The 23,108-nt window shown below is 33.5% G+C and carries 17 protein-coding genes; 16 read left to right on the top strand and 1 reads right to left on the bottom strand.

Translation table 11 applies throughout. The features are described from left to right. Positions 1 to 7: 7 nt before the first annotated feature. Positions 8 to 2,452, bottom strand: a complete 2,445-nt coding sequence (locus Q4566_RS15055; RefSeq protein ID WP_303422983.1) for an AAA family ATPase — start codon at positions 2,450 to 2,452, stop codon at positions 8 to 10. Between the two features lie 281 nt (positions 2,453 to 2,733). Between Q4566_RS15055 and tssD the strand changes: the two genes are divergently transcribed. The 16 genes from tssD to Q4566_RS15135 form a co-directional block, all read left to right on the top strand. Next, on the top strand, positions 2,734 to 3,123 hold the full coding sequence (tssD, locus tag Q4566_RS15060) for a type VI secretion system tube protein TssD (protein WP_303422986.1): 390 nt from the start codon (positions 2,734 to 2,736) through the stop codon (positions 3,121 to 3,123). A 150-nt stretch (positions 3,124 to 3,273) separates the two neighbouring features. Next, positions 3,274 to 3,726, top strand: coding sequence for a hypothetical protein (locus Q4566_RS15065; RefSeq protein WP_303422988.1), 453 nt, complete (start codon positions 3,274 to 3,276; stop codon positions 3,724 to 3,726). Between the two features lie 13 nt (positions 3,727 to 3,739). Then, a complete protein-coding gene (locus tag Q4566_RS15070) occupies positions 3,740 to 5,092 on the top strand; it encodes a DUF5458 family protein (protein ID WP_303422990.1) in 1,353 nt (450 codons plus the stop codon). Between the two features lie 111 nt (positions 5,093 to 5,203). Further along, on the top strand, positions 5,204 to 5,635 hold the full coding sequence (locus Q4566_RS15075; protein ID WP_303422993.1) for a GPW/gp25 family protein: 432 nt from the start codon (positions 5,204 to 5,206) through the stop codon (positions 5,633 to 5,635). 5 nt (positions 5,636 to 5,640) lie between these two features. After that, positions 5,641 to 7,479: a type VI secretion system baseplate subunit TssF gene (locus tag Q4566_RS15080; RefSeq protein ID WP_303422996.1), complete on the top strand. Its 1,839-nt coding sequence runs from the start codon at positions 5,641 to 5,643 to the stop codon at positions 7,477 to 7,479. Between the two features lie 14 nt (positions 7,480 to 7,493). Continuing rightward, positions 7,494 to 8,483, top strand: a complete 990-nt coding sequence (locus Q4566_RS15085) for a PKD domain-containing protein (protein ID WP_303423000.1) — start codon at positions 7,494 to 7,496, stop codon at positions 8,481 to 8,483. Continuing rightward, positions 8,483 to 9,634, top strand: a complete 1,152-nt coding sequence (locus Q4566_RS15090) for a hypothetical protein (RefSeq protein ID WP_303423003.1) — start codon at positions 8,483 to 8,485, stop codon at positions 9,632 to 9,634. The genes Q4566_RS15085 and Q4566_RS15090 overlap by 1 nt, the downstream gene beginning before the upstream one ends. Before the next feature lie 39 nt (positions 9,635 to 9,673). Next, positions 9,674 to 10,183 (top strand): type VI secretion system TssO, encoded by a 510-nt coding sequence (gene tssO, locus Q4566_RS15095; RefSeq protein ID WP_303423006.1) that lies wholly within the window; start codon positions 9,674 to 9,676, stop codon positions 10,181 to 10,183. Between the two features lie 27 nt (positions 10,184 to 10,210). Beyond that, positions 10,211 to 12,037, top strand: coding sequence for a type VI secretion system Vgr family protein (locus Q4566_RS15100; protein ID WP_303423009.1), 1,827 nt, complete (start codon positions 10,211 to 10,213; stop codon positions 12,035 to 12,037). Positions 12,038 to 12,316: 279 nt separating this feature from the next. Continuing rightward, on the top strand, positions 12,317 to 12,916 hold the full coding sequence (gene nrfH / locus Q4566_RS15105) for a cytochrome c nitrite reductase small subunit (RefSeq protein WP_303423012.1): 600 nt from the start codon (positions 12,317 to 12,319) through the stop codon (positions 12,914 to 12,916). Positions 12,917 to 12,930: 14 nt separating this feature from the next. Next, positions 12,931 to 14,427, top strand: coding sequence for an ammonia-forming cytochrome c nitrite reductase (gene nrfA, locus Q4566_RS15110; protein WP_303423014.1), 1,497 nt, complete (start codon positions 12,931 to 12,933; stop codon positions 14,425 to 14,427). Between the two features lie 94 nt (positions 14,428 to 14,521). Beyond that, complete coding sequence (ccsA, locus tag Q4566_RS15115) at positions 14,522 to 17,671, top strand: cytochrome c biogenesis protein (RefSeq protein ID WP_303423017.1); 3,150 nt, start codon at positions 14,522 to 14,524, stop codon at positions 17,669 to 17,671. Between the two features lie 147 nt (positions 17,672 to 17,818). After that, the gene (locus Q4566_RS15120) at positions 17,819 to 18,262 is read left to right on the top strand and encodes a hypothetical protein (protein ID WP_303423020.1); all 444 of its coding nucleotides are present in this window, start codon (positions 17,819 to 17,821) and stop codon (positions 18,260 to 18,262) included. A gap of 372 nt (positions 18,263 to 18,634) precedes the next feature. Beyond that, a complete protein-coding gene (locus Q4566_RS15125) occupies positions 18,635 to 19,951 on the top strand; it encodes a hypothetical protein (RefSeq protein WP_303423023.1) in 1,317 nt (438 codons plus the stop codon). Between the two features lie 215 nt (positions 19,952 to 20,166). Next, a complete protein-coding gene (locus tag Q4566_RS15130; RefSeq protein WP_303423025.1) occupies positions 20,167 to 21,636 on the top strand; it encodes a gliding motility-associated C-terminal domain-containing protein in 1,470 nt (489 codons plus the stop codon). A 1-nt stretch (position 21,637) separates the two neighbouring features. Beyond that, positions 21,638 to 23,108 (top strand): PorP/SprF family type IX secretion system membrane protein (locus Q4566_RS15135; protein WP_303423028.1); only part of this gene is annotated, 1,471 nt, incomplete at its 3' end.

A 23,108-nucleotide genomic window follows, 5' to 3' on the forward strand; every position in this document is an offset into this window, starting at 1 on the left:
TTTGAAACTAAACCTGAGGATTAAAGGCGATCAGATCATCTTCTAATCTTACTTCCACAACTTGTGGTGGTTTTATGGTATCTGAAATAATCATTTTAGCTAATGGTCTTTTTAACTGATTGCGAATCACACCTTTTAGTGGTCGTACTCCGTAGACAGGAGAAAAACCATTTAATGCCAAGTATTTTCTGGTGTCATTATCAATATTGATGGTAATACCCAACTGTTCTGCTGTATTAAGTAGTTCTTTTTGCAGGTGTAAATTAAAAATGGATACGGCATTATTTTCAGAGATAGGAGCGAAGGGAACGATTTCGGTAATACGTCCTAAAAACTCCGGACGGAAATAATTGGCCATGATTTCAGTGAGCTGATTTGACGTTGGTACTTCACCTTTCTCCATGCTTTTGGATATAAAATCGGAACCAATGTTGGAAGTGAATAAAATAACTGCATTAGCAAAATCACCAACTTTGCCTAAACGATCATGAAGTTTACCTTCATCTAAAATTTGTAGAAAAACATCAAAAACTGATTGATGCGCTTTTTCAATTTCATCAAAAAGGACAATCGAATAAGGTTTTTGACGAATCTTATTCACCAAAACACCACCTTCTTCATAACCTACATACCCTGGAGGAGCACCGTATAAAAGAGCTGCAGAATGTTCTTCCTTAAATTCAGACATATCAAAACGAATGATGGCATTTTCATCGTTAAATAAAAATTCAGCTAAGGATTTCGCGAGTTCTGTTTTACCTGTTCCCGTAGGGCCAGAAAAAAAGAATGAGCCTATAGGTTGTCCAGGCTTTGATAATCCAGATCTAGATTCAACAATAGCATCAGCAATGGTTTTTATAGCAGAATCTTGACCAATAACCCGTTTTCTTAAAATAGCTTCCATGTCAAGTAAGCGCTCTTTTTCTTGAGTTTGTACTTTTCCAGCAGGAATTCCTGTTATAATTGAAACCATGGCTGCAAGATCACTTTCTGTGATCGCTGTGATGTCTTTTTCTGAATGCTCCTGAATTTTTTCTAATACAGATATGATATAAGCTGTCTTTGCCTTCGAAGTTTTATGTTTTTTGTAGTCTTCCTCTAAATATTGATCCAATATAATGGCACTAATTTTATGGTTGAGGTTGAGGTAAAACGCATCAAGAGCTTCCAAATCATTTGCCTCAGTATTATCCGAATACCTTTTTTGTATTTCTTCAAATTCTAATTGTAAAGCACTAATTTCCTTAGGAAGAGATTGTTTAGAAACCTTAACAGCCGACATGGTTCTATCGATTAAGTCTATGGCAGAGTCGGGGAGGCATTTCTCTTTTAAATAACGTTTTGCTAAACGTATAATTTCTTTTATGGCATGATCAGAAATGTTAAGCTCATGGTGCTTCGTATAAATTTCAGCATGGTTTTTTATCATTCTAAACGCTAGTGCATCATCGGGCTCTTCAATATTAACTTTTTCCATGCGTCGTTCTAGAGCCTCGTCTATAGCAATGAGTTTTCTGTAGTTTTCGGAAGTTGTTGCCGTGATAAGTGTGATTCCGCCAGTGTTAAGTTCCGATTTAATTGTATTGGCAATACTTTTAATAGTGGATTTATCTTCTAAAAGGGTATGGAAATCATCAATAAAAATTATGGGTTTTTCGTATTGTCTAGAATCTTTAAATATGCTTACTAAACGGTCTTCAATCTCCCCTTTATAAGCAGCGGCTGATAACAATGCTGCGGTATTAATTTCGAAAAGCTTAGCGTTTTTTAAGCTATCTACAATTTTTTTGTTGTGTATTGCAGCAGCAAAGCATTTTATAAAAGCTGTTTTTCCAACACCCGATTCTCCTAAAATAATAACATGCGGTTTCGATTTTCTGTTTAGAATTTCTGAAACTTGTTTTATTTCACGATCACGTCCAATAATAACATCATAAGCACCTTCCGAAGCATCTAAAACCAAATTTCTAGTATAATTAGTTAGATTGTTAGTGCGCGTTGTTGCTTCAATTTCTGATTTATTCTTCTGGTTCGATGTTGAGTTTTGATTAAAAAGTGTAATTACTTGTGTGTGTGTAACGGGTAAGGATTTTAGTTGGTCAAAACTAAAACCTACACCTGGTGTTATGGCTGCAATAAAAATACTTAGGTGTGGTTTGTATTCAGTAGTAAGAGTTAAGTTTAAGTCTTCGGCTTCTTCTAATACTGCTTGCGCTTGATTATCAGCTGAAATGGCATGGCTAACGCTGGATCGTTTGGGGTAATTTTCCAAATGGACACAGCTCCATTCTTCAATAAAGTAAACGTCAACGTCGTGGTTAAATAACGACCTAAAAATCGGGAAATCCTTGTGTAGTAGTGCCTTTATTATGTGAACAGGTCCATAGCTTTCATGCTGGTATTCTTTAGCAATTTGCGTGGCAATATGGATGATTTTATCGAGTTCTGACATGTATGTAAATGATTGGTTTCATCTGAAAAAGGATGAATTAAAAAATTAAAATTTGCCAAATGTAATATTAAATTGTAAGAATTATCATTTAAAATTATAACTATTTATTCTTACTAACGAAATGTTTTTCTTACTAATTGAAAGTCAAAGAGTTAGGTTTTTATTTACAATTTGTGAAATAAAATTCTTGCAAAACTTGTTATTTTTTATAGTTTTGTAGCTGGCTTTTATGCCGTTATATATATTTAATCAGGTATTATTTACCACAAAAACAAGTTATTATGGCTTTTAAAACAAAGTTAAAAGTAGGCGGAAATGAGTACAACGTATTAAGTTGTAGTTATGCGCTTAAGCAAGAAACTGATGCAACAGGTAGACCATCTTCTGTAACTAGAGGCGGTGAAGTTAAAGTTGTTATTGAATCAACCGGAGGAACCGAATTATTCGAATGGCAATGCAGTAGTTTTGAGCGTAGAGATGGCTCAATTGAATTTACAAAAAGAGACACTGACGCTAAACTAAAAGAAATCAATTTTGAAGAAGGGTATTTAACGTACTACAGAGAAGATTTCGATGCAAACGGAAGCAATCCACTAACTCAAACGTTTACAATTTCTGCTAAAGTACTATCTAGCGGAGGAGGTATTCATGAAAATGAGTGGCCTGTTTAATTTCAGTGATTAGACCTTTTAAAAGTCTATGGAAATGATTTTACAAAAAGGGGGTGTTCATGGTTTTCATGCATGCTCTTTTTGTTCTTTTTTATATAAAACATGAAGCCGTTTTGGCGAGGTAAAAAAATAAATTTTAAATATATAATTATGGCATCCAATAAAGTAGGACTTGGTGGTAATGTAACAGATATTGATGCAAGTGAAGCATTAAATGAAATTCCACAAAACAGAACGCTTATAGCTGGGAAATTAACACCGAATACACCAATTAAACCCGTCGCTGTTGAAGGTTTAAGAACTGTAGAAGCTGTTTTTGAACATTTTAAGCCAGAGTTGAACATCGCTTATGAAGATAAAGAAGGTGGGACAATTAATGAAGTAACCAAGTTTAATCATTTAGGTGATTTTGGAAAGAAAGGCATTACTGAAAATAGTGACTTTTTAAAAGGACTTGAGATAGAAGGTGAGCAATACAACAAGATTATTAAGCAACTTAAAACCAATAAAGTTTTAAAACAGGCTTTGCAAGATGAAACTTCAAAAGCAGGATTAATAAGTACTTTGGAATTGTTAATCGAAGAGTTAAGCGCTTCTAAATAAAGAAATACAAGTTATGGCACAAATAGAAAATAGTCAGCAAGGTTTACTTGAAAAACCTTATGCAGAGCAGATATTAGAGAAATCTGATGCATTAGCTAAATTTGGCGGATTTGATCTTTTAGAGTCTGCAATTGATGATATTCAAAATTTAAATCCTGAGCGTAAAGCACGTCGTAAAATTTTTCTAACAGAGAATAATAAAAAACAAGAACGTAACGAGTTGCTAAAGGTTTTAAAACTATGGAAAGAGACCTTAAGTTCCGACGGAGATTTAATAGATCTTGTTGAAAAAACGAATGAAAAGGAAATCCATGCGAAGCAGGTTTTAAAAAAGAATTTAAAAATTGCATTAAATGAAACAAGAGAATTGGAAGGATCCTACCGTTCGGTAGCCTTATTTTATAAAAACACAGATGAATCGGCAATAAAAAACGCAACGATTGTTAATGCTGAATTGGAGCAATTAGCTGATTTGGATAACACGCGATTTTTTGATTACATCCGAGAGGAAATTGTATCTAGTTATGACCGTTTAGATTTAAGAGATAATTATGCACTATTGGTAGTTCCGGGATACTTAGGGAGCAAATCTGTAGTTGATAAATGGGCTAAAATGGCACATGCCAATAAAGTAACCATGGTTACCGATTTTGCGCACCTAGATGAGCCAGATGACGTTATGGAGCTTTTTGAAAGTGCCAATTTGGCGAGTGGAGATGCTTATCTTTCTAATACGATTATGACTTGTAATTGGTTAGTTGGTAGGCAAAAGGAAGTTGAATTAGGTGAAGAGGAAGATCTTTTTGTTCCACCTTCAGGTGCTTTAGCAGGAACGATGTATAAAACGTTGATGTCTCAGGTTACCGCAGGTAAAAAACATGGTGGATTAAGTGAAGTGGAGGCAGTAAGTTTTGACTTAAAAAAGAGTGAGATCGCCATTTTGGAAAATCTAGGATTAGTACCAATGGTTAACGAATATGGTAAGGTAATGGCCTTTTCTGCCAAGACGTTATTTAACGGAGATAATATTGGGTTACAAACGTACTCTGTAGTTCGGGTGTTTGATTACATTTCTAAAGTCTTAATGGATTTTTTAAATCGTCGTGCTTTTGAAAACTTCAATACTAAAACTAGAAATGAAATTTTAAAGCAGATTGTGAAATTTTTAGATGGTGTTACAGGACCAGATAAACTTATTGAAAATTTTGATATTAAACGATTTGAACAAGATCAAGTTCAAAAGGATAAAATTCATGTTGACATCCGTTTAAAACCATATTTTCCAGCAAAAAACTTCCTTATTTCTATGGATGGTCAAAAAGGTGATGAAGGCGCAGAATGGGATACCGATTATGCTGAACAATAAAGTTTAGGTTATAAAACATAAAAAGCTGCCTATAAATAATTTAGGGAGCTTTTTTGGTTTATGTTTTATAAAAATAACGAACTCTAAAAATATCACTTTTTTTAAATAGAAATGCAACATAAGTATTATAAGTTACCTCTAAATGCTACGGCGTTAATTCAAAATAGGTCGATTGAAAAAGTAAATATTGAGGTATCTATAGCCAATTATATTCATTTGATTATGACGACTCGTTTTGGAGAATGTCACTTCGATACTTCTTTTGGAAGTGCAATCTGGGATGTGGACTTCAATAATATAGGATCGGATAATAAGTTACGGGCAATTGTGTCAGAATCACTTATAAAATCATTAAAAACATATGAAACACGACTTTCAAATCTTGAATTTGAAGTCCATATTGAACAGGAGGAAATCAATCTTAGGCGTGAAAAAAGTAGAATTAAAAAGGGTGTATATATATCAGTTAAAGGTGTTATAAAAAAAATCAATGAAGCTTTTAGTTATAGAGAACATTTTTTCATCGCTCCATTATCGTATTAAAAGTTATGAGTTATAACACTAAGGAGGACATTAAGAATCGTATGATGAAAAAGGCTGCTAGCCTTTGGGATATTCCTGTTAATGAAGTCTCAGATTCATTCGATCCTATAATTTCATTATTGCTTTCTGCTTGTGCTTCTGAGATCGAAAAGCTTTCTGGAGATATTAATGATTCTCAAAATAGAATTACCGAGCGTCTTATACAATTAATGACGCCTTTATCAACTTTCGATGTAAAACCAGCCCATGCGATTGCGTATTGTGAATCGGTAGAACCGAAAAGTATTATTACCCCAGAACATCAATTATATTATAAAAAAAAGAATACTTCCGCGAATAATACCGAAGGTGCTAAAGATGTGTTTTTTACGCCAACACAAGAAATGAATCTGCTAGATGCCAGATTAAAGTATGTGATTACCGGTGATAAATTAATTACTTTTTCTAATCGAAAATCAAAGGACTTAACGAGTATTTTAAAAGCAAAATTTGATTCTAATCAGACTACACTATTTCTAGGGATTGAAAGTGATCAAAAACAAATTAATTTGAATGATATTTCATTTTATTTTGAACATTTAGGGGTATCTAATAGTGAGCTTTTTTATCATCACCTGCATAATGCTTCATGGTATATAGGAGATAAAAAAATAAAAACCATTAATGGTTATCATAATAGTGATACTGTTAATTGTGCCGAATTAGATCATATTATTGATGGGGTTTCAAGTAAGTCTAATTTGCTAAGTGCCGAAGTTAATCAGTATTATCAAAAGCATTTTGTCACTTTAAAGTTGGATAATACAATTTACGATTTCCCTAAATACCCTGAATTAGAAGAGTTAGAGGTAGAAGGTCAAGAGGCGTTTTTAGTAAAAAATATTTTGTGGATTAAAGTACAATTTTCAAGTATAATTAGTTCAAAATCATTAGAACAATTGTATTGCACAATTAATGCTTTCCCTGTATTGAATAGAAAAAGGAATCATTTTACTTATCAAATGCGTAACTTCATTGACATTATTCCAATTCTTTCTGAAGATCCGTTTTTTGATGTACAGACCATTGAAAACACTTCAGGACAAATCTATAAAAATGATGGTGCCAATGCTACAGATGGTTATCTAGGAAGTTATTTTTTAAGAAGTGACAACGTAGGTAAACTAGACTCTAGAAAAGCTCAGGCTTATATCGTGCATTTGTTAGAATTACTTAAGGACGAAAGTGCAGCCTTTACTTTTTTTAATCACGAATTTCTACAGAATAACTTAAATACTTTAAATCAAACCATTGCCTCCATAGAAAAGAAGCTTAATGAAGTGGTTAATGATGGTGTTTATACGAATTACATTTACTTAAACCCCTTTACGAGCAATGAGAATGTTAAAGTTGTGTACTGGACGACTAATGGGGAAGAAGCGAATCATATAAAGTCAGGAAGAAGCCTTGAGATTTATAAAGGTTCTCATTTAAAACCTAAAAGCAGTTATTTAATAAGGCCTGTTTTTGGTGGCAGTAATAGTCTTTCTATGGAGCAGCGCCTGCAAGCTTATAGACGTATTACTTTAACAAAAAACCGAATTGTTACAGAGGAAGATTTAAAAGCACTTTGTTATGAGTTGTACACAGATAATATCAAATCTATTGAAATAAAAAAAGGGTTTACTACAGATTTATCTGTAAACAAAGGTGTGTTGCAATGTATTGAAATTATTCTTACGCCAAGTGAACATAACTCATTGAAAACCTATGAATGGGATTATCTAAATGAAAATTTATTAGCTGTTTTAAAAAAACAATCTGTAAATATTTTTCCTTATAAAATTATAAATAAAGCGTCTTAATAGCAAATAAAAAAATGAATAAGAATAGTAATGAAACTATAATAAAATATCTAGATAAGAATGTCATTGTGCTTTTTTTATCTGTTTTTCTAGCATCAGGAACGGTCTTAGCATATAGAGTTTTTACAGATTTTCCGTGTGAACAAATTGTAATAGATGTAAATGCTAGAGCGTATCGAGTAGGTGAATTGGTAAAGTTTACTGACCTCACCGAACATAGCGAAAGTTGGCAATGGCATTTTGGAGATAGTTCAGCAGTTTCTAATAAAAGAGAGGCTTTACATGTGTATTCGAAACCTGGGAAATATGAAGTTAAGCTTAAAGTAAATAACAGTTGTGAAACAACTCAGACAGTAATTATTAAAGAAAAAAAGTTTGTTTTAAATCCAAATAAAATTCCAAAACTTATCGTGCCAGATAGCATTACGGTGGGGCAAAAATTGATTCTAAGCGATAGCACCCCAGGAGCTTATAGTTGGGAATGGCGTTTTGGTGAAACAGCAAATGCTAATGCGATTACGAAAACGGCTGAATATACTTACACGGATTTCGGTTTAAAAACGATTACGTTAGTAGTTAATGGAGATGTCAATCATATGGCTAAACAGCGTATAAGAGTTTATGCTGAAGCAATTGAAGAGCAACCCTTAGAACGTATTAGGCCTGAACAAAGGGAAATAGGTTGGGATATCCCTTATGAACCAGAGGTTGAAAAAACGGAGGAAAAGAAGAAGAAAGAAATCCCTTTTATTAGTGAATCAGATTTTGAAGTGGAACTTATAAAAGTTTCAGATGAAAAGATTACAGAGAAGGAATTGGAAGTTTATTTCTGTGGAAATATTAATAAGTCAATAGTTGTAAATGGAAAAAACACCACGTTTTTAGTTTTTTGTCAGAAAATTAGAGGGAAGAACATACGAATAAAACGAATAACTATTTTTAGGAATGAAGGCTCTAACTGTATTGAAAATATTAACCTAGAGTATAATAGAAAAATTCTTTGATGATGGAGTTTAAACATAGATTAAATTGGGTAGATGGCATGAAAATCAATAAGGATCATTTTATTGATTTTGAAGATTCTATGATGCAACAATTAATGGTGATGCATAGCAATTATGTGCATCAAAATAATTATGGGTTATTGCCTAGTCCAGGAGATCGAGAGTTACCAGTAAAGTTGTCTATTTCTATGGACGGCCCAGAAAGTTTGTTGATTACCGTAAGTAAATGTTTAGCTGTTACCTTAGGAGGTTATCAGATAATTATTAATGATGAGATTAATACTTTCTTAGAACAATCTGGACACATCATTAAAAATAAATTTGCGCTCAATGTTGAAAATAAGACATGGTATATTGTACTATCGGTAAACCCCTTTAAACGGATTCCTATAGGTTATTCAAATCCGGAAGAGGAGCCCGTTAGAAAGCCATTTGTCATTGGTGCGTATCAAATTTCATTAGTGTCCGAAAGCGAAATAAATAATCAAGAAGTTGGGTTGAATAGTGTAACAATTGGTAAGGTGTATACAGATGGAGATCATGCTCGATTAATTGAAGATTTTATTCCGCCATGTACCTCTGTGCAAAGTCATCCCGATTTGCGATATGCATTTTTAGAAGTAGATACTTTTTTTAATGGCATGGAACTTTATTGTACACAAGTGATTCAAAAAATTTATCAAAAGAAACAAGCCAATGATTTAGCCAAAATGGTTCTAGCATTATCTAACGATGTGCTAACTTATCTAAGAGCTGTGATAACAACTTATCGCATTAATGATAAATATGCTTCCCCTGTTGAAATGATTATAAAGCTTGTTAGTTTGGCGAGAACCATTAAAGGAAGTTTGGATTTGCATGTAGGAACGGGAAAAGAGAACTTACTAAACTACCTTACAGATTGGTGTGATGTAAATCAAGGAGCTTTTGAAAATGTTTTAGATGATATGATTAGCCTCGAATATTTGCATAACGATATTAATGTGGCGCTTCAAAAAGTATCTGGATTTACAGCTTTAATGTCCTCTTTGTTTAAGAAGTTAAACGAATTAGAATATATAGGAAAGAAATCTGACTCTAACATTTTTGTAAAAGAAGATGTTATTGTTGAAGAACAAGTAAAAAAACGTAGACGCTTTTTTATGGAATAATTAAATATTTATAATTAAACAATTAAAATAAAACCCAACATGAAACCTAAAAATATAAAGGAACGAAGATCTAGTTTTATCAAGTTTTTACTCTTATTCTTATTAACTACAACAACTGTGGTTATGGCTGTTTTTTTTAATTTTAGTATACCTCAAAAGGAAAATGCTTTACTAAAAGAACGTGCTAAAAATATTGAAAGAGAAATGTCTTACCAAAGGGAGTTTGCTGTAGAAGTTAGTGGTGTGCAGGCTATGATAGATTCTTTAGATACACCTGGGCAAAATTTACCATTCACGAATACATTAATTCATAGTAGACTTGCTGACTTACAAAGTTCTATTCCGCGAAAAGATTCTACCTACCGCTATAACATGTATGCCGGCATAATTGAAACTCTTGTAGACCTACAGGCTACAAAAAATGAATTGCACAGTTTGGACGATGCTAAAACACGTATTGCAGAGTATAAAGAAGTTTTAGAGCAAACCAGAAACGAATTGGAACAAACAAAACGAGATCTTGATATTTTAAGGATATCTAGAAACTAATAACCCAAACTTCAAATACTCAATTTTATGGCTTTACAATCAATTACAGAAATTTATATTGGCAATACGGCCATAACTTCATTTAAGCGTTTTACATTAGACCAAGGTGTAAATGAGCACCATGTATTATATTTAGAGTGTAGAACGGATGTTTTAGAAAGTATTCAAGGTGAAGTTTCCAGTACCACAAAAAAATATTTAGGAGAAACTTTAACCTTAAAAGTTTCTTCTTTTTCAGAGCATTCAGCCTATAAAACCCTCGAATTTAAAGGTGTTGTAACCTCTGTAGGGAATAAAAGAGGTAAAAACAGTGAGCATATTGTAGTTATTCAGGCATTAAGTCCAACAGTTTTGTGTGATCATGGACCACATTATAACTCTTTTTTAGATCACAGCTTATCAGACATCATATCAGAGACTTTACAAGGCTATGATACGTCTAAGTTAAGCCTGTTGATTAATCCGGAAAACACAGCGACTTTACATTATACTGTGCAGCATAAAGAAAGTAATTGGACATACGTAAGTCGATTGGCTATGCAGTATAGTGAATGGTTATATTATGATGGGAAGAGATTGGTTTTTGGAACACCAGAAGAAGGTGAAGATATAATACTTACTTATGGGCATGACTTACAAGGTTTTTCTCTGGATTTAGTGCCACTACCTAATAAGTTTAGTTATTTCTCAAACGATTATCTAGCAGATGAAAATCACAAGAAAAAAACGACAGAAGTTAATACAGGAGCAAATGGGTATCATGGGTTTGTAAGCGAAAGAGGTGACGCCTTGTATGCGAAGGAAACTAGTGTTTGGATAAACGGTTTTGATGCTCCAGAGTTGAAGCAACGTATGGATACCCAGGTAGAACAGCAAAAAAAAGCTGTAGAAAGCAAGCAAGTATGTCTAAAAGGAGATAGTGACAATCCAGGGGTTGGAGTTGGTAAGATTATCGATATTAAAGATGAAACAGGAAGTCAAGGTCGTTATCGCGTAATTAAAGTGAATCATTCTAATAACGAAAACGGTCAATATCATAATACTTTCGAAGCTTTAAGTGTTGATATCGATGTGTTTCCATATACAAATCTTGAAGCGACCCCTAAAAGTGATACGCAATCAGGGGTTGTTATTGAAAATGCAGATCCAGAGAGTTTAGCACGTGTTAAAGTTCAATTTCCTTGGCAAAAGATAACGGGTGAAACCACCCCTTGGATTCGAATAGTTACACCACACGGTGGAAGTGAAAAGGGGTTTCACTTTATTCCTGAAATAGGAGAAGAAGTGTTAGTTGGTTTTGAAGGAGGAAATGCAGAACGACCATATATGTTGGGTAGCTTGTATAACGGAAATAAAAAACCTGAATCATGGAAAACAGATGCTAATGATATTAAAGCCATTCGCACGCGTAGTGGGCATACCATAGAACTGAATGACACGGATGGTGCTGAAAAAATTAATATATATGATAATGAAGGTAGTATTATTACTTTCGATACACAGGCAAAATCTTTGTTTATTTCAGCTACCGAAAACTTGGAATTTCAAGCTAAAAATATAAAAATGATTGCTGAAGAAAATATTGAATTGGAAGCTCAAGGTGAGATTAAGACAGCTTCTGAAGGAGATACTTCTATTGTTTCTCAAGGAGATACAAATATTCAGTCTGAAAGTGATACCAATTTAAGTAGTGGTGCTAATATAACTATTGAAGCAACTACAAATGCGGTGTTAAAAGGACAAAATATAACTGCTGAAAGTCAGGTTAGTACAGAAATTAAAGGACAACAAACCAAAGTTCAAGGGCAAATTACGGCGTTACAAGGCGCTTCTGGTAAGGTAGAAATTATATAGAGGAACTATTGTACCTGCCGTTGTGTGTTTTTGAAGTGATTTATAGGGTTCATTATGAGTTAGTTGCGATATTATTTCATGCTTGTTATTTGTAACAGTTCTTGATTATGCTAGAAATGTAGTTTTAACCTCATTAAAGTTTGAGTAGAAATAGAAATTAACTAAATTTAACATACTTTAAGAAGTGTGATTTTATGAATCTTCCGGTTCTCATTTTAGAATAGTTAGATTAAGGTAAAATTAGAATTTATTATTGTTAATTTCTAGACCAACTTTAAATTGATACGTAAAAAGAATATATTACCTCCAAAGAGTTCCAAATGGCGAACAACGGCAGTGTTCTTTATTGCCGTAATTATTGGTTTAGCGCTTTTCATGGCTAGAGAATCTAAAATAGTCTCATATATGTCTGATGATCCTCAGGCCTGTGTAAACTGTCATGTCATGACCCCAGTTTATAATAGTTGGATGCACAGTTCGCACCGAGAATGGGCGAATTGTAATGATTGCCACGTACCACACGATAACGTTTTCAATAAATATTATTTTAAAGCTAAGGATGGTTTGTATCACGCTTCGGTATTTACCATGCGTGCAGAACCCGATGTGATAGAAATGAAAGAAGCTTCTCAAGAAGTGGTTCAAAGCAATTGTATTCGCTGTCATGTTCAACAGGTTACTCAGGTGAAGTATGATGGTTGGATTGAAGGACACAGAGAGAATAGAACGGGACGACAATGCTGGAGCTGCCATAAGCAGGTGCCGCATGGGAATGTTCACGGATTATCAACCATAAAGTTTAATATAGCACCAATACCCACTGATCGCGAGGACGAACTTGTTATCCCTGAGTGGATGCAAGAGCAGATTAAAGAATAATAAAAGTACAGCAGATGAAAAACAAAGTCTTATTTATCGTAACCATTATTGTCGTATTCCTATTGGGGCTTTTAGCTTCAAGTATTGTCAATAGAAAATCTGAAGCGAAATATAAATATGTGCCTCAGGTAAATATCGCTGAAAACGAACCAAGAAATGAAGTCTGGGGAGAAAATTTTCCTTTAGAGTATCAGTCTTACATGCAAACTTTAGATACTACTTTTGCTTCTATGCAAGGTGGTTCAGCTATGCGAGATGTGCTTGAGGAAGATCCTAATTTAGTTGTTTTATTTGCTGGATATGCGTTTTCTAAGGAATATAATCAAGGTAGAGGTCATGCCTATGCTATTGATGATATTCGTAATATTTTAAGAACAGGAGGGCCAAAAGGCGAAGGTGACGGACCAATGCCAGCAACTTGTTGGACTTGTAAAAGTCCTGATGTACCACGCTTGATGAATGAAATTGGAGTTGCAGAATTTTATAGTGGAAAATGGGCAGATAAAGGAGATGAAATTGTAAACCCAATTGGCTGTGCCGATTGTCATAACCCGGAAACCATGAAACTTCGTATTACAAGACCAGCTCTAGTTGAAGCTTTTGATGCTATGGGGAAAGATATCAATCAAGCGACGCATAATGAAATGCGTTCTTTAGTATGTGCGCAATGTCACGTAGAATACTATTTTGATAAAACGATTCCAGGAAAAGAAGGAGTACCATATTTAGTGTTCCCTTGGAAAGATGGTACAACCGTGGAAGACATGGAGAATTATTACGATAATATTGAGTTTTCAGATTGGACGCATCAATTAAGTAAAACGCCTATGTTAAAAGCACAGCACCCAGGTTACGAAACGTTTACTACAGGTGTGCATGCCGATCGTGGGGTGTCTTGCGCCGATTGCCATATGCCATATAAGAGTGAAGGTGGACAGAAATTTACAGACCACCACATTCAATCACCTTTAAATAATACATCAAATGCTTGCCAGGTTTGTCATAGAGAAGAATCTAGTAAGTTAATCGCTAATGTTTATGAGCGTCAAAGGAAAGCTTCAGAAAACCGTTTGAAACTAGAAGGTTTGTTAGTTAAAGCACATGTTGAAGCTAAAAAATGTTGGGATTTAGGAGCCACTGAAGAACAAATGAAACCGATATTAACAGATATTCGTCACGGGCAATGGCGTTGGGATTATTCAGCTGCCGCACATGGGGCATCTTTTCACTCACCAGTTGAAACTGCAAGAGTTATTGGAGGTGGTTTGGTTATCGCTCAGGAAGCTCGTGTAAAATTAGCACGTTTATTAGCAGAATTGGGACATAATAGCCCAGTAGAAATGCCGGATATTTCAACAAAAGCAAAAGCTCAAGAGTATATTGGTTTAGATATGGAAAAATTGAAAGCCGAAAAAGCCGAGTTTAAAAAGAACTTGTTACCAAAATGGCTTGAAGCTGCTAAAGAGCGAGAAGATAAAATGCCTATAAATACGGTTTCTTCAGTAAATTAAAAAATCAAAGAAACACATAATGATTGAATACAAGAAAGATACCTTATCTAATAAATAAGGTATCTTTCCCTTTAATAAGCCATCCTAACTCTATATGAATAAATTATATCGCTTTTTCGCATCTCCTATTTTAGCAGTATTACTTTTATTCATTTTTGCAGTGTCTATGGCTTCTGCTACTTTCGTGGAAAACGATTTTGGAACGGCCACCGCTTGGAGAATGATTTATGATACTTGGTGGTTTGAAGTCGTGATGCTAGGCTTAGGTTTGTGTTTTATAATGAATATTTATAAATATAAACTATGGCGATTGGAAAAATGGCCGCTACTTACTTTTCATTTAGCCTTTATCATCATTTTATTAGGGGCAGGAATAACCAGATATGCTTCCTACGGCGGGATAATGCGAATTAGAGAAGGCGCAACTTCTAACGTGATTATCTCAACAAATAATTACTTGCATGTGAACCTTTCAAAGGAAACTGAAACAAAAACAGTTCGTAAAAAAATAAACTTTTCACCATTAAGTAATAATGATTTTGAGCTTAATACAGATTTCGAAGGAAATAATGTTTCTGTTTCATTTAACGAATTCATAGCTGATGCTGTACCTGAAATTGTTGATGATGCAGAAGACGGAAAGCCACTCATTCAAATGGTGGTTTCAGCAGGGAATGGTAGAGAAACTGTTTATTTAGAAAAGGGAGAAATCGAGTCTATTGGTCAGCATCAACATAAGATTGGTTTTGATGTTGATCAAGAAGGTGTCATAAATATCATCGAAAATGATGGTATTTTTCAGATTTTATCTCCTAGAAATTTAAGCACGTTTGTTATGGCAACCGAAACGGCAGGTACTATAGTTAAAGATAGTTTACATACTATTAGTTTAAGAACATTGTATCGTGATGGTGATGCTTCATTTGTTCCGTTATCATACCACCCGAAAGGAAAAATTTCTTTAGTTAGTGTTTCAGAAAAGCCAAAAGATAATGATGAACAGAAGGATGATGCCTTAATTGTTAATGTTCAAGTAGGAGAAAAAAAAGAAACTTCTACCTTATTATATAGACAAGGTTTTTTGCCAACAACTCATGATATTGATTTAGGAGGAGTGAAAGTGACGTTGTCCTATGGAGCGGAACCTATAATTACGCCGTTTTCTGTTAAGCTCAATGATTTTCAATTAGAACGTTATCCAGGTTCTACCAGTCCGTCTGCTTATGCTAGTGAGGTTACCGTGATAGATGGTGATCAAGAAATGCCACATCGTATTTATATGAATAATGTATTAGATTATAAGGGGTATCGTTTTTTTCAAGCCAGTTATGATACTGATGAACTAGGTACAGTATTAGCCGTTAACCATGATGCTCTAGGGACAAATATTACCTATTTAGGATATTTTTTAATGATGATTGGTATGTTTTTCACACTATTCAGTAAGTCATCACGATTTACGTTAGTTAATAAAAAACTTAAAAAGTTGAAATTAAAAACAGTCACTGTAATTGTTGCGTTGTTAAGTTTTTCGGCCGTTGGTTTTTCTCAAAATAAAACTCCGGAAATAAATATAAATACTATTGAACAATTACGTGTCGATGATCAGCATGCCGAAATGTTTGGTCGATTAATGGTACAGGATTTAGACGGGCGTATAAAACCGATGAACACATTGGCTTCAGAGTTTTTAAGAAAGCTAACTCGGAAACCATATTTTAAATTTACAGAAAAAGGAGAGAGCATTAAATTTAATGCAAATCAAGCTTTTTTGGCCATGCAATCAGCCTCTAATATTTGGCAATTTATTCCATTAATTAAAGTAGATGTTGAAAAAGGCGGGGCGTTGTTTCGTAATTTAAAAGTGAGTGAGGATGATCTAGTTCCTTTTGTGGGATTATTAGATGAAAATGGAAAATATATATTGGGAGAGGTTGTAGAAAAAGCAAATAAAAAGAAACCAGCAGAGCGCAATGAATTTGACAAGGAAGTTATTAAGGTTGATGAACGTTTTAATATACTGTACAATGTATTTTCAGGAAACTATCTTAAAATATTTCCAAACAGTAATGATGAAAACAACAAATGGCACAGTCAAACACATGACTTTTTAGATTTTCCACCAGAAGATGCACAGTTCGCTCAAAAAATTGTTCCAACCTATTTTAATGATGTTAATAAAAAGAACTGGATTGCTGCTAGTGAAAAATTAGAATACATAAAAACATTTCAAGACGTTTTGGGTAAGGATATCATTCCTTCAAGAAAAAGAATTGAAGCTGAATTATGGTACAATCAGCTAAACTTAAATTTTTGGTTATTTCAGGTATACTTTATTTTAGGTTTATTTCTATTAGTTTTAGCGATTTCTAGAATTTTTGCAAAAAAGAAAATAATAGAAGTATTATGGAATTTAGGAGTACTAATAACCCTTATTACTTTTATTGCTTTTTCAGGGAATATTATACTTAGATGGTACGTAGCGCAGCATGCACCATGGAGTAATGGTTACGAAATGCTTGTGTTTGTGTCTTGGGTTTTATTACTCTGTGGACTACTAACTTTTCGGAAGTCAGATTTTGCATTACCACTCGCTACATTATTTTCTGGAGCGTTACTGTTTGTGAGTTACTTAGATTGGCTCAGCCCAGAAATAACAAATTTAATGCCTGTTTTAAAATCTTATTGGTTAAAGATTCATGTAGCAACTATAGTTAGTAGTTATGCGCCATTGGCACTTTCGGCTGTTTTAGGGTTTATGGCCTTGTTATTAATGATCTTTAAAACTGAAAAAACTAAGAAAGAAATTGATATTAGAATAAAAGAACTGACATATATTAACGAAATATCCATGACCATTGGGTTATTCGTTTTGGCTGTTGGTACTTTTCTTGGAGGTATTTGGGCTAATGAATCTTGGGGGCGCTATTGGGCCTGGGATCCTAAAGAAACTTGGGCACTAATAAGTATTATCGTTTATGCGATTGTATTGCATTTAAGATTAATACCTAAACTGAAAAGTAATTATGTGCTGAATACGGCTAGTGTTTTTGCTTTTGGATCAATAATAATGACTTCCTTCGGTGTGAATTATTATTTATCAGGCCTACACAGTTATGCAGCCGGAGATCCTTTGCCGATACCAAAGTTTATTTACGTTTTAATCGTTTTAGTTGTTTTGGTGTCTGTGTTAGCTTTTTTTAGGAAAAATAAATTTCAAAAAATTAAAAAGAACCAACTATAACGATTTTCATCTATGATTATTGTGATTTAATCGGTTTTTCCTAAATAGTATGGTAGAATTCGTAAAAAAAAATAAAAAAACCGACAAAACGCTTGTAAATTTCGGTTAATTACATAAATTTGTTGCACTAACCCTAAAATCTTAAACATGAAAATAAAATTATTTTTATTAGTTTTTTGTCTCTCACTTGTTTCTAGCATTGGCTTTGCTCAAAAAGATGGTCCAAAAAGTATTATTAGTGATAAAGTTAAGATAAAGAAATATCATAACATTGAGGAGCTAGAACGTATGCCAAAAGGAGAGGTGTTAGCGCTTTATAGAGAAAGAAATACGGTTTTAACTAGAATATTACCATATATTGCTTTTGCAACTAAACCAGGGGTTACAATGGTTACTTTAGGTATACCTACTAATAGTGATAATGTAAAGGCGCTTGATAGTCAATTAGAAGCTGCGGATGATTATGTTAATAGTACTACTTTTTTCCTAAATGAATATTTACCATATGCTGATACTAGAAACTTAATTTCTGGTATTTTATTTTACGAAGAAATCATGAAGTCATTACATACGTTTAACGAATATCGTTAAGTCGTATAATCGATAAAATATTGTTGAAATAAATTAATGCTATTAGAGTGTTTAAACTTTTATGTTTGAAATGCTTTAATAGCATTTTTTTGTGAGCCAAAACTATGTTTTATAAATATTTTTTATTTCATGAAAAAAATAAAATAATGAATTAGTTATTGTAAATATTTTTTTCTAAAATTGTCTAAAATGAAAAATTTAAGAACTTAGAGGTGCATAAGTGTGCATTTCGTCGATAGATTTTCCTTGCAAAAGCACTTATTTCGTGTATTTAATCGAAATAATTGGTATTTCGTGGATTTTTTGTTAAATTTGATTAATTATTGATTCAAAAACTATACTTTAGGTTCTAACCCCCAAATCGATTAAACTATGAAAAAATTTACCCTTACTGTTTTCATATTCCTATTTGCATTAGCAAATGTTGTTGCTCAACAAGAAAAAGGAATTATAGGAAAAGATAACTGGCTTAATAATTGGACGGATTTTCAATCAAGTAACCAAGATGATCATGTGGAACCCACACAGATTTTAACAGGTAACATTACTGAGGATAAAAGATTGATAAAAAGGCATGTGTATTTGTTAGTGGGAAGTATATTTGTTACTAATAATGCGGTGTTAACTATAGAGCCAGGTACTGTTATTATTGGAGATTATGCAAGTAAAGCTTCATTAACTATAGCTAAAGGTTCTAGCATAGTAGCATCAGGTTTAGAAACAGATCCAATCATTTTTACTTCTAATAGACGTGTTAAAAAAGCTGGAGACTGGGGTGGTTTGATTATCCTAGGTGATGCAGCAACTAATAGATTTGGAAACGGATCAGTATCTCCATATTATACAAGACTTGCACCAGCAAATTATGCTTTTACAAACTTTGGAGGTGAAAATCCTAATGCGAACTCAGGCTTATTGAAATATGTTAGAATTGAATATGCAGGGAGCCGTGTAAAAACAGGATTAAACTTTAATGGTTTATTGTTAGCAGGTGTAGGAAGAGAAACTGTTTTAGAGAATGTAATGGTTAGTAACTCAGCAGGAAATTCTGTTGAAGTATGGGGTGGAAATGTAAATTTAAACAAGTTCGTTTCGTACAAATCGAATCAGACAGATTATAAATTTAATTACGGAGTTCAAGGTGAGTTGATTAATTCATTAGCTGTTAGATCTCCATATGTTTCTAGTAGTAGTGGAGCAAGAAGTTTGGAGGTTGTAGCTTATACGGAAAGACAAGAGGTTGATTTCTCAAAACCATCAACATCTGTTAAAGCTGAAAATCTTACAATTTTAAATTCCTCTAAAGACTTAAGAGAAGATATTAGAATGGGACTTGTTAAGGAAGGTGTTTATGTTGGGGAGCATGCATCACTTGATATGAATAAAAGTGTTATTTCTGGTTTTAATCCAGCAGTTATTTTTGAAAGCAAAATTCAAATTAATCAAGAGAGTTTGGATAAGATTAGATTTACAAATATGTATTTCAATAATTGTAATGGTAATATTTTTGTTGAAAATAGTTCTAATAATGAGGATTTAGAAAACTGGTATGGTAATCATGCGTTCTTTAATGTTTATTCAAAAGGACATGATGCTGAAACATTTATCGAAATAAATAATCCTAGAAGACCAGATTACAGATTACGTATAAATAAAATTATTGCTTCAAATGAAGTTGATGCAAACTAATAAATTACTATAAATATTATTAAAATATTTCTTTAAGGTAATATCGTAGATTACAAACTAACTAACCCAAATCACTTACTCTACACATTTATCTAAAACTTAGAACCTACATAATATAATTTGTGAATAACAAATTATATTATGTAGAGTTTATCCTTATACTTTCTTCAAAGATTTATGGTAAGTTTTATGGCTTTTCTGTGGAAAAACTACAAATGAAAAATTTCACTTTAATACATATTGTTGCTTTTTTCCTTTATATATTTTCGAATTTAGCTCAGGGGCAGGTGGTTATTACTAAACCTAATTTAGTTAATTTTAATCAAGCCTGTGCTAGTGCAAGTTTTAATGAATACAATGTTACTTTTTCATTTAGTCCAGAATCAGATCTAAGTGCTTCAAATCAATTTATTTTAGAACTTTCTGGTGCAGATGGTAGTTTTGTTAATAGTGAAGTAGTTTATACATCTGCAGAAGGCGCTATTGCAACTTCTCCTGCAACTATTAAGTTTTCAGTTCCAGAGACGGTTTCTGGTGAAAATTATAAGGTTAGAGTTAAAAGTACGGCTCCAGCAGCAACAAGTCAATCATCTACTGCATTTCCAGCATATTATAAACTTCAAGATACTCCATTTACAATTAATAATTTAAAAGCGTCTGCTAATTTTTGTTCGGGAGGTAGTTATCTTTTAACTATTGATGATCCTGGGGATGTAAATAACGACTCACCTTTACAATACCCTTCTTTAACTTATAGATGGTATAAAGAAACCAGTGCTACTACGAAGCAATTTGTAGCAGATGGTTCTAGTTTGGAGGTAACTAGTGCGGGTAAATATTTTGTAGAAACTAATTATGGTACTTGTACCTCAAATTCTTATTCTAACAGAGTAACGGTAAACGAAATTTCAACAGGTGTTATAGTATCGATAAATTCAAGTTTGGGCAACCCATACTGTATGAGCGATGGCCCAACGACATTAACGGCAACTCAGGGAAATAGTTATCAATGGAGTAAGGATGGAATACTTATAGATACTGCAACCGAACAAACTTATACTACGAATGAATCTGGAGATTATACGGTAAATGTAGACCTAGGGAGTTGTACGTCCTCAGCATCTATACTTTTAGATAATTCCGGTTTTAATAGTGCTATTGAAGGCGTAAGTGTTGATGAAGATAATATTTTAGAAGATGAAGAGTCTTTTCTAGCTACAATAGTAACAGATGCTTCAAATCCTACATATACTTGGTATAAAGATGATGCTCAAATTTCGGGTGAAACTAGTGAGAGTCTATTTATTGATGAATTTGGAAATTATAGAGGCGTAGTTTCTCAACCTTCATCAACAGGAAATTGTGTCGCTTCTGCTGAATTTACCTTTATTGTTTCGGGAGGTGAAAACTATTTTCCAGATGTACCTGAAATTCCAAATATTGTAAGCCCAAACGGAGATGGTGTTAATGATACCTGGATTGTTCCCAAAGAATATGTTTCTGGTACAGAAACTGAAGTACTAATTATTAGTTCGGTAGGGAAAGTAGTTTTTCAAAGTAAGAATTATTTGAATAATTGGCCAGAAGATGCCCTTAATTTTGACAATGTAAATCCCGTATATTATTACATCATTACAACTTCCACAGGCAGTACAAGAAAAGGCTCTATAACGGTAATAAAATAACATGAAAAAATATTTATTCTACATTCTGTTGTTTTTCAGTATCATCTACCAGTCTTCTGCTCAAGATGATGGCGTTGTAGCTTTAAATATACCCGTTAGAAACTCATTAAAATTTAATAGAACATTTATAAATCCAACTTTTAGCTTTGTAAGAGAAGGTCATCGATATATTTCCTTTAATAATAAAAGAGATTGGACACAATTTGAAAATGCACCAGAAACATATTTGTTTGGATATTCTGGTCGATTTAGAGAAAGTATGGGAGCTGGAATTAGTTTATTTCAGCAAAACTATGGAGCTTTAACAACTTTTGGAGGTATGGCTAACTTTGCATACAATGTTGTGGTTAATCGTTCTGGAAATTTAACCTTTGGTATGAACCTTGGGTTTTACAGAAGTACAATTAACGATGGCGCTATCATTTCTAATACACCCGACCCTTCCTTAGACAATATACCTTCAAATTCTATTGTAACTATCAACCCTGGCATTAATTATGGTACCGAGTTTTTTGATTTTGGTGTATCCTTAAACAATATTGTAGCTTATAATTTGACTTCTACTTCAATGATAGCCGAGAATCCAGAACAAGGCATACAGGTGCATGGTATGTATACCGGTTATGTAAGCAACTATGGTTATTTTAGAGATAGTAGGTTTTCTACTTTAATACGATCCGAATTTAAAAAGGAGGAATTAATATTTTCTGGGCTCATGATGTTTACAGTTCCTAAAGGATTTTGGGGACAAGCGGGATATAACTCATTTTATGGAATTTCAGCAGGTATAGGTTTAAATATCTCACCTCAAATTGCTATTGAATATAATTTTGAAAAGGCTGTTGGGAATATTTCAGCATTAGGCAATTCACACGATATTACTTTAGCTTATAGATTTAAATCTAAAGATAATTATGACTATTTTGGTGATGAAGACGAGGACGGATTATTTATTTCTGATAGTAAAAATAGAAATTCGCGTAAAGTAACACAAAGTGCAACACCAAAAAATTTACCGCGTAAATCGGATGCATTAGAAAAGAAACGAGCGGCAGAAGCGGCTGCAGCTGCAGCATTTGCTAAAGAAAAGCGAGCATCAGAAGCTGCTGCATTAAATGGTATAGCCGAGGCGGATCGCTTAGCAGAAAAGGCTGAAGCAGATCGTATTGCTGAGGAAGCTCGTGCAAAAGCAGCTAAGCAAGAAGCGCTATTAGCCGAAGAAAGACGAGTTGAAGAAGAAAAAGCGGCTTTAGCCTTAGCTGAAGAAGAACGATTAAGAAAGGCAGAAGAGAACAGAATAGCTGAAGAAGCTAGACGTAAAGCCGAACAAGAAGCTGTAGCGTTGGCAGAAGCAGAACGTTTAAGAAAAGAGAAGGAAGCTGAACAAGAAGCTCAATTAGCAGAAGAAAGACGACTTCAAGAAGAACAAGCAGCATTGGCCTTAGCAGAAGAAGAGCGATTAAGAAAAGCAG

Source organism: Tamlana sp. 2_MG-2023 (assembly GCF_030548465.1).
Taxonomy (GTDB): domain Bacteria; phylum Bacteroidota; class Bacteroidia; order Flavobacteriales; family Flavobacteriaceae; genus Pseudotamlana.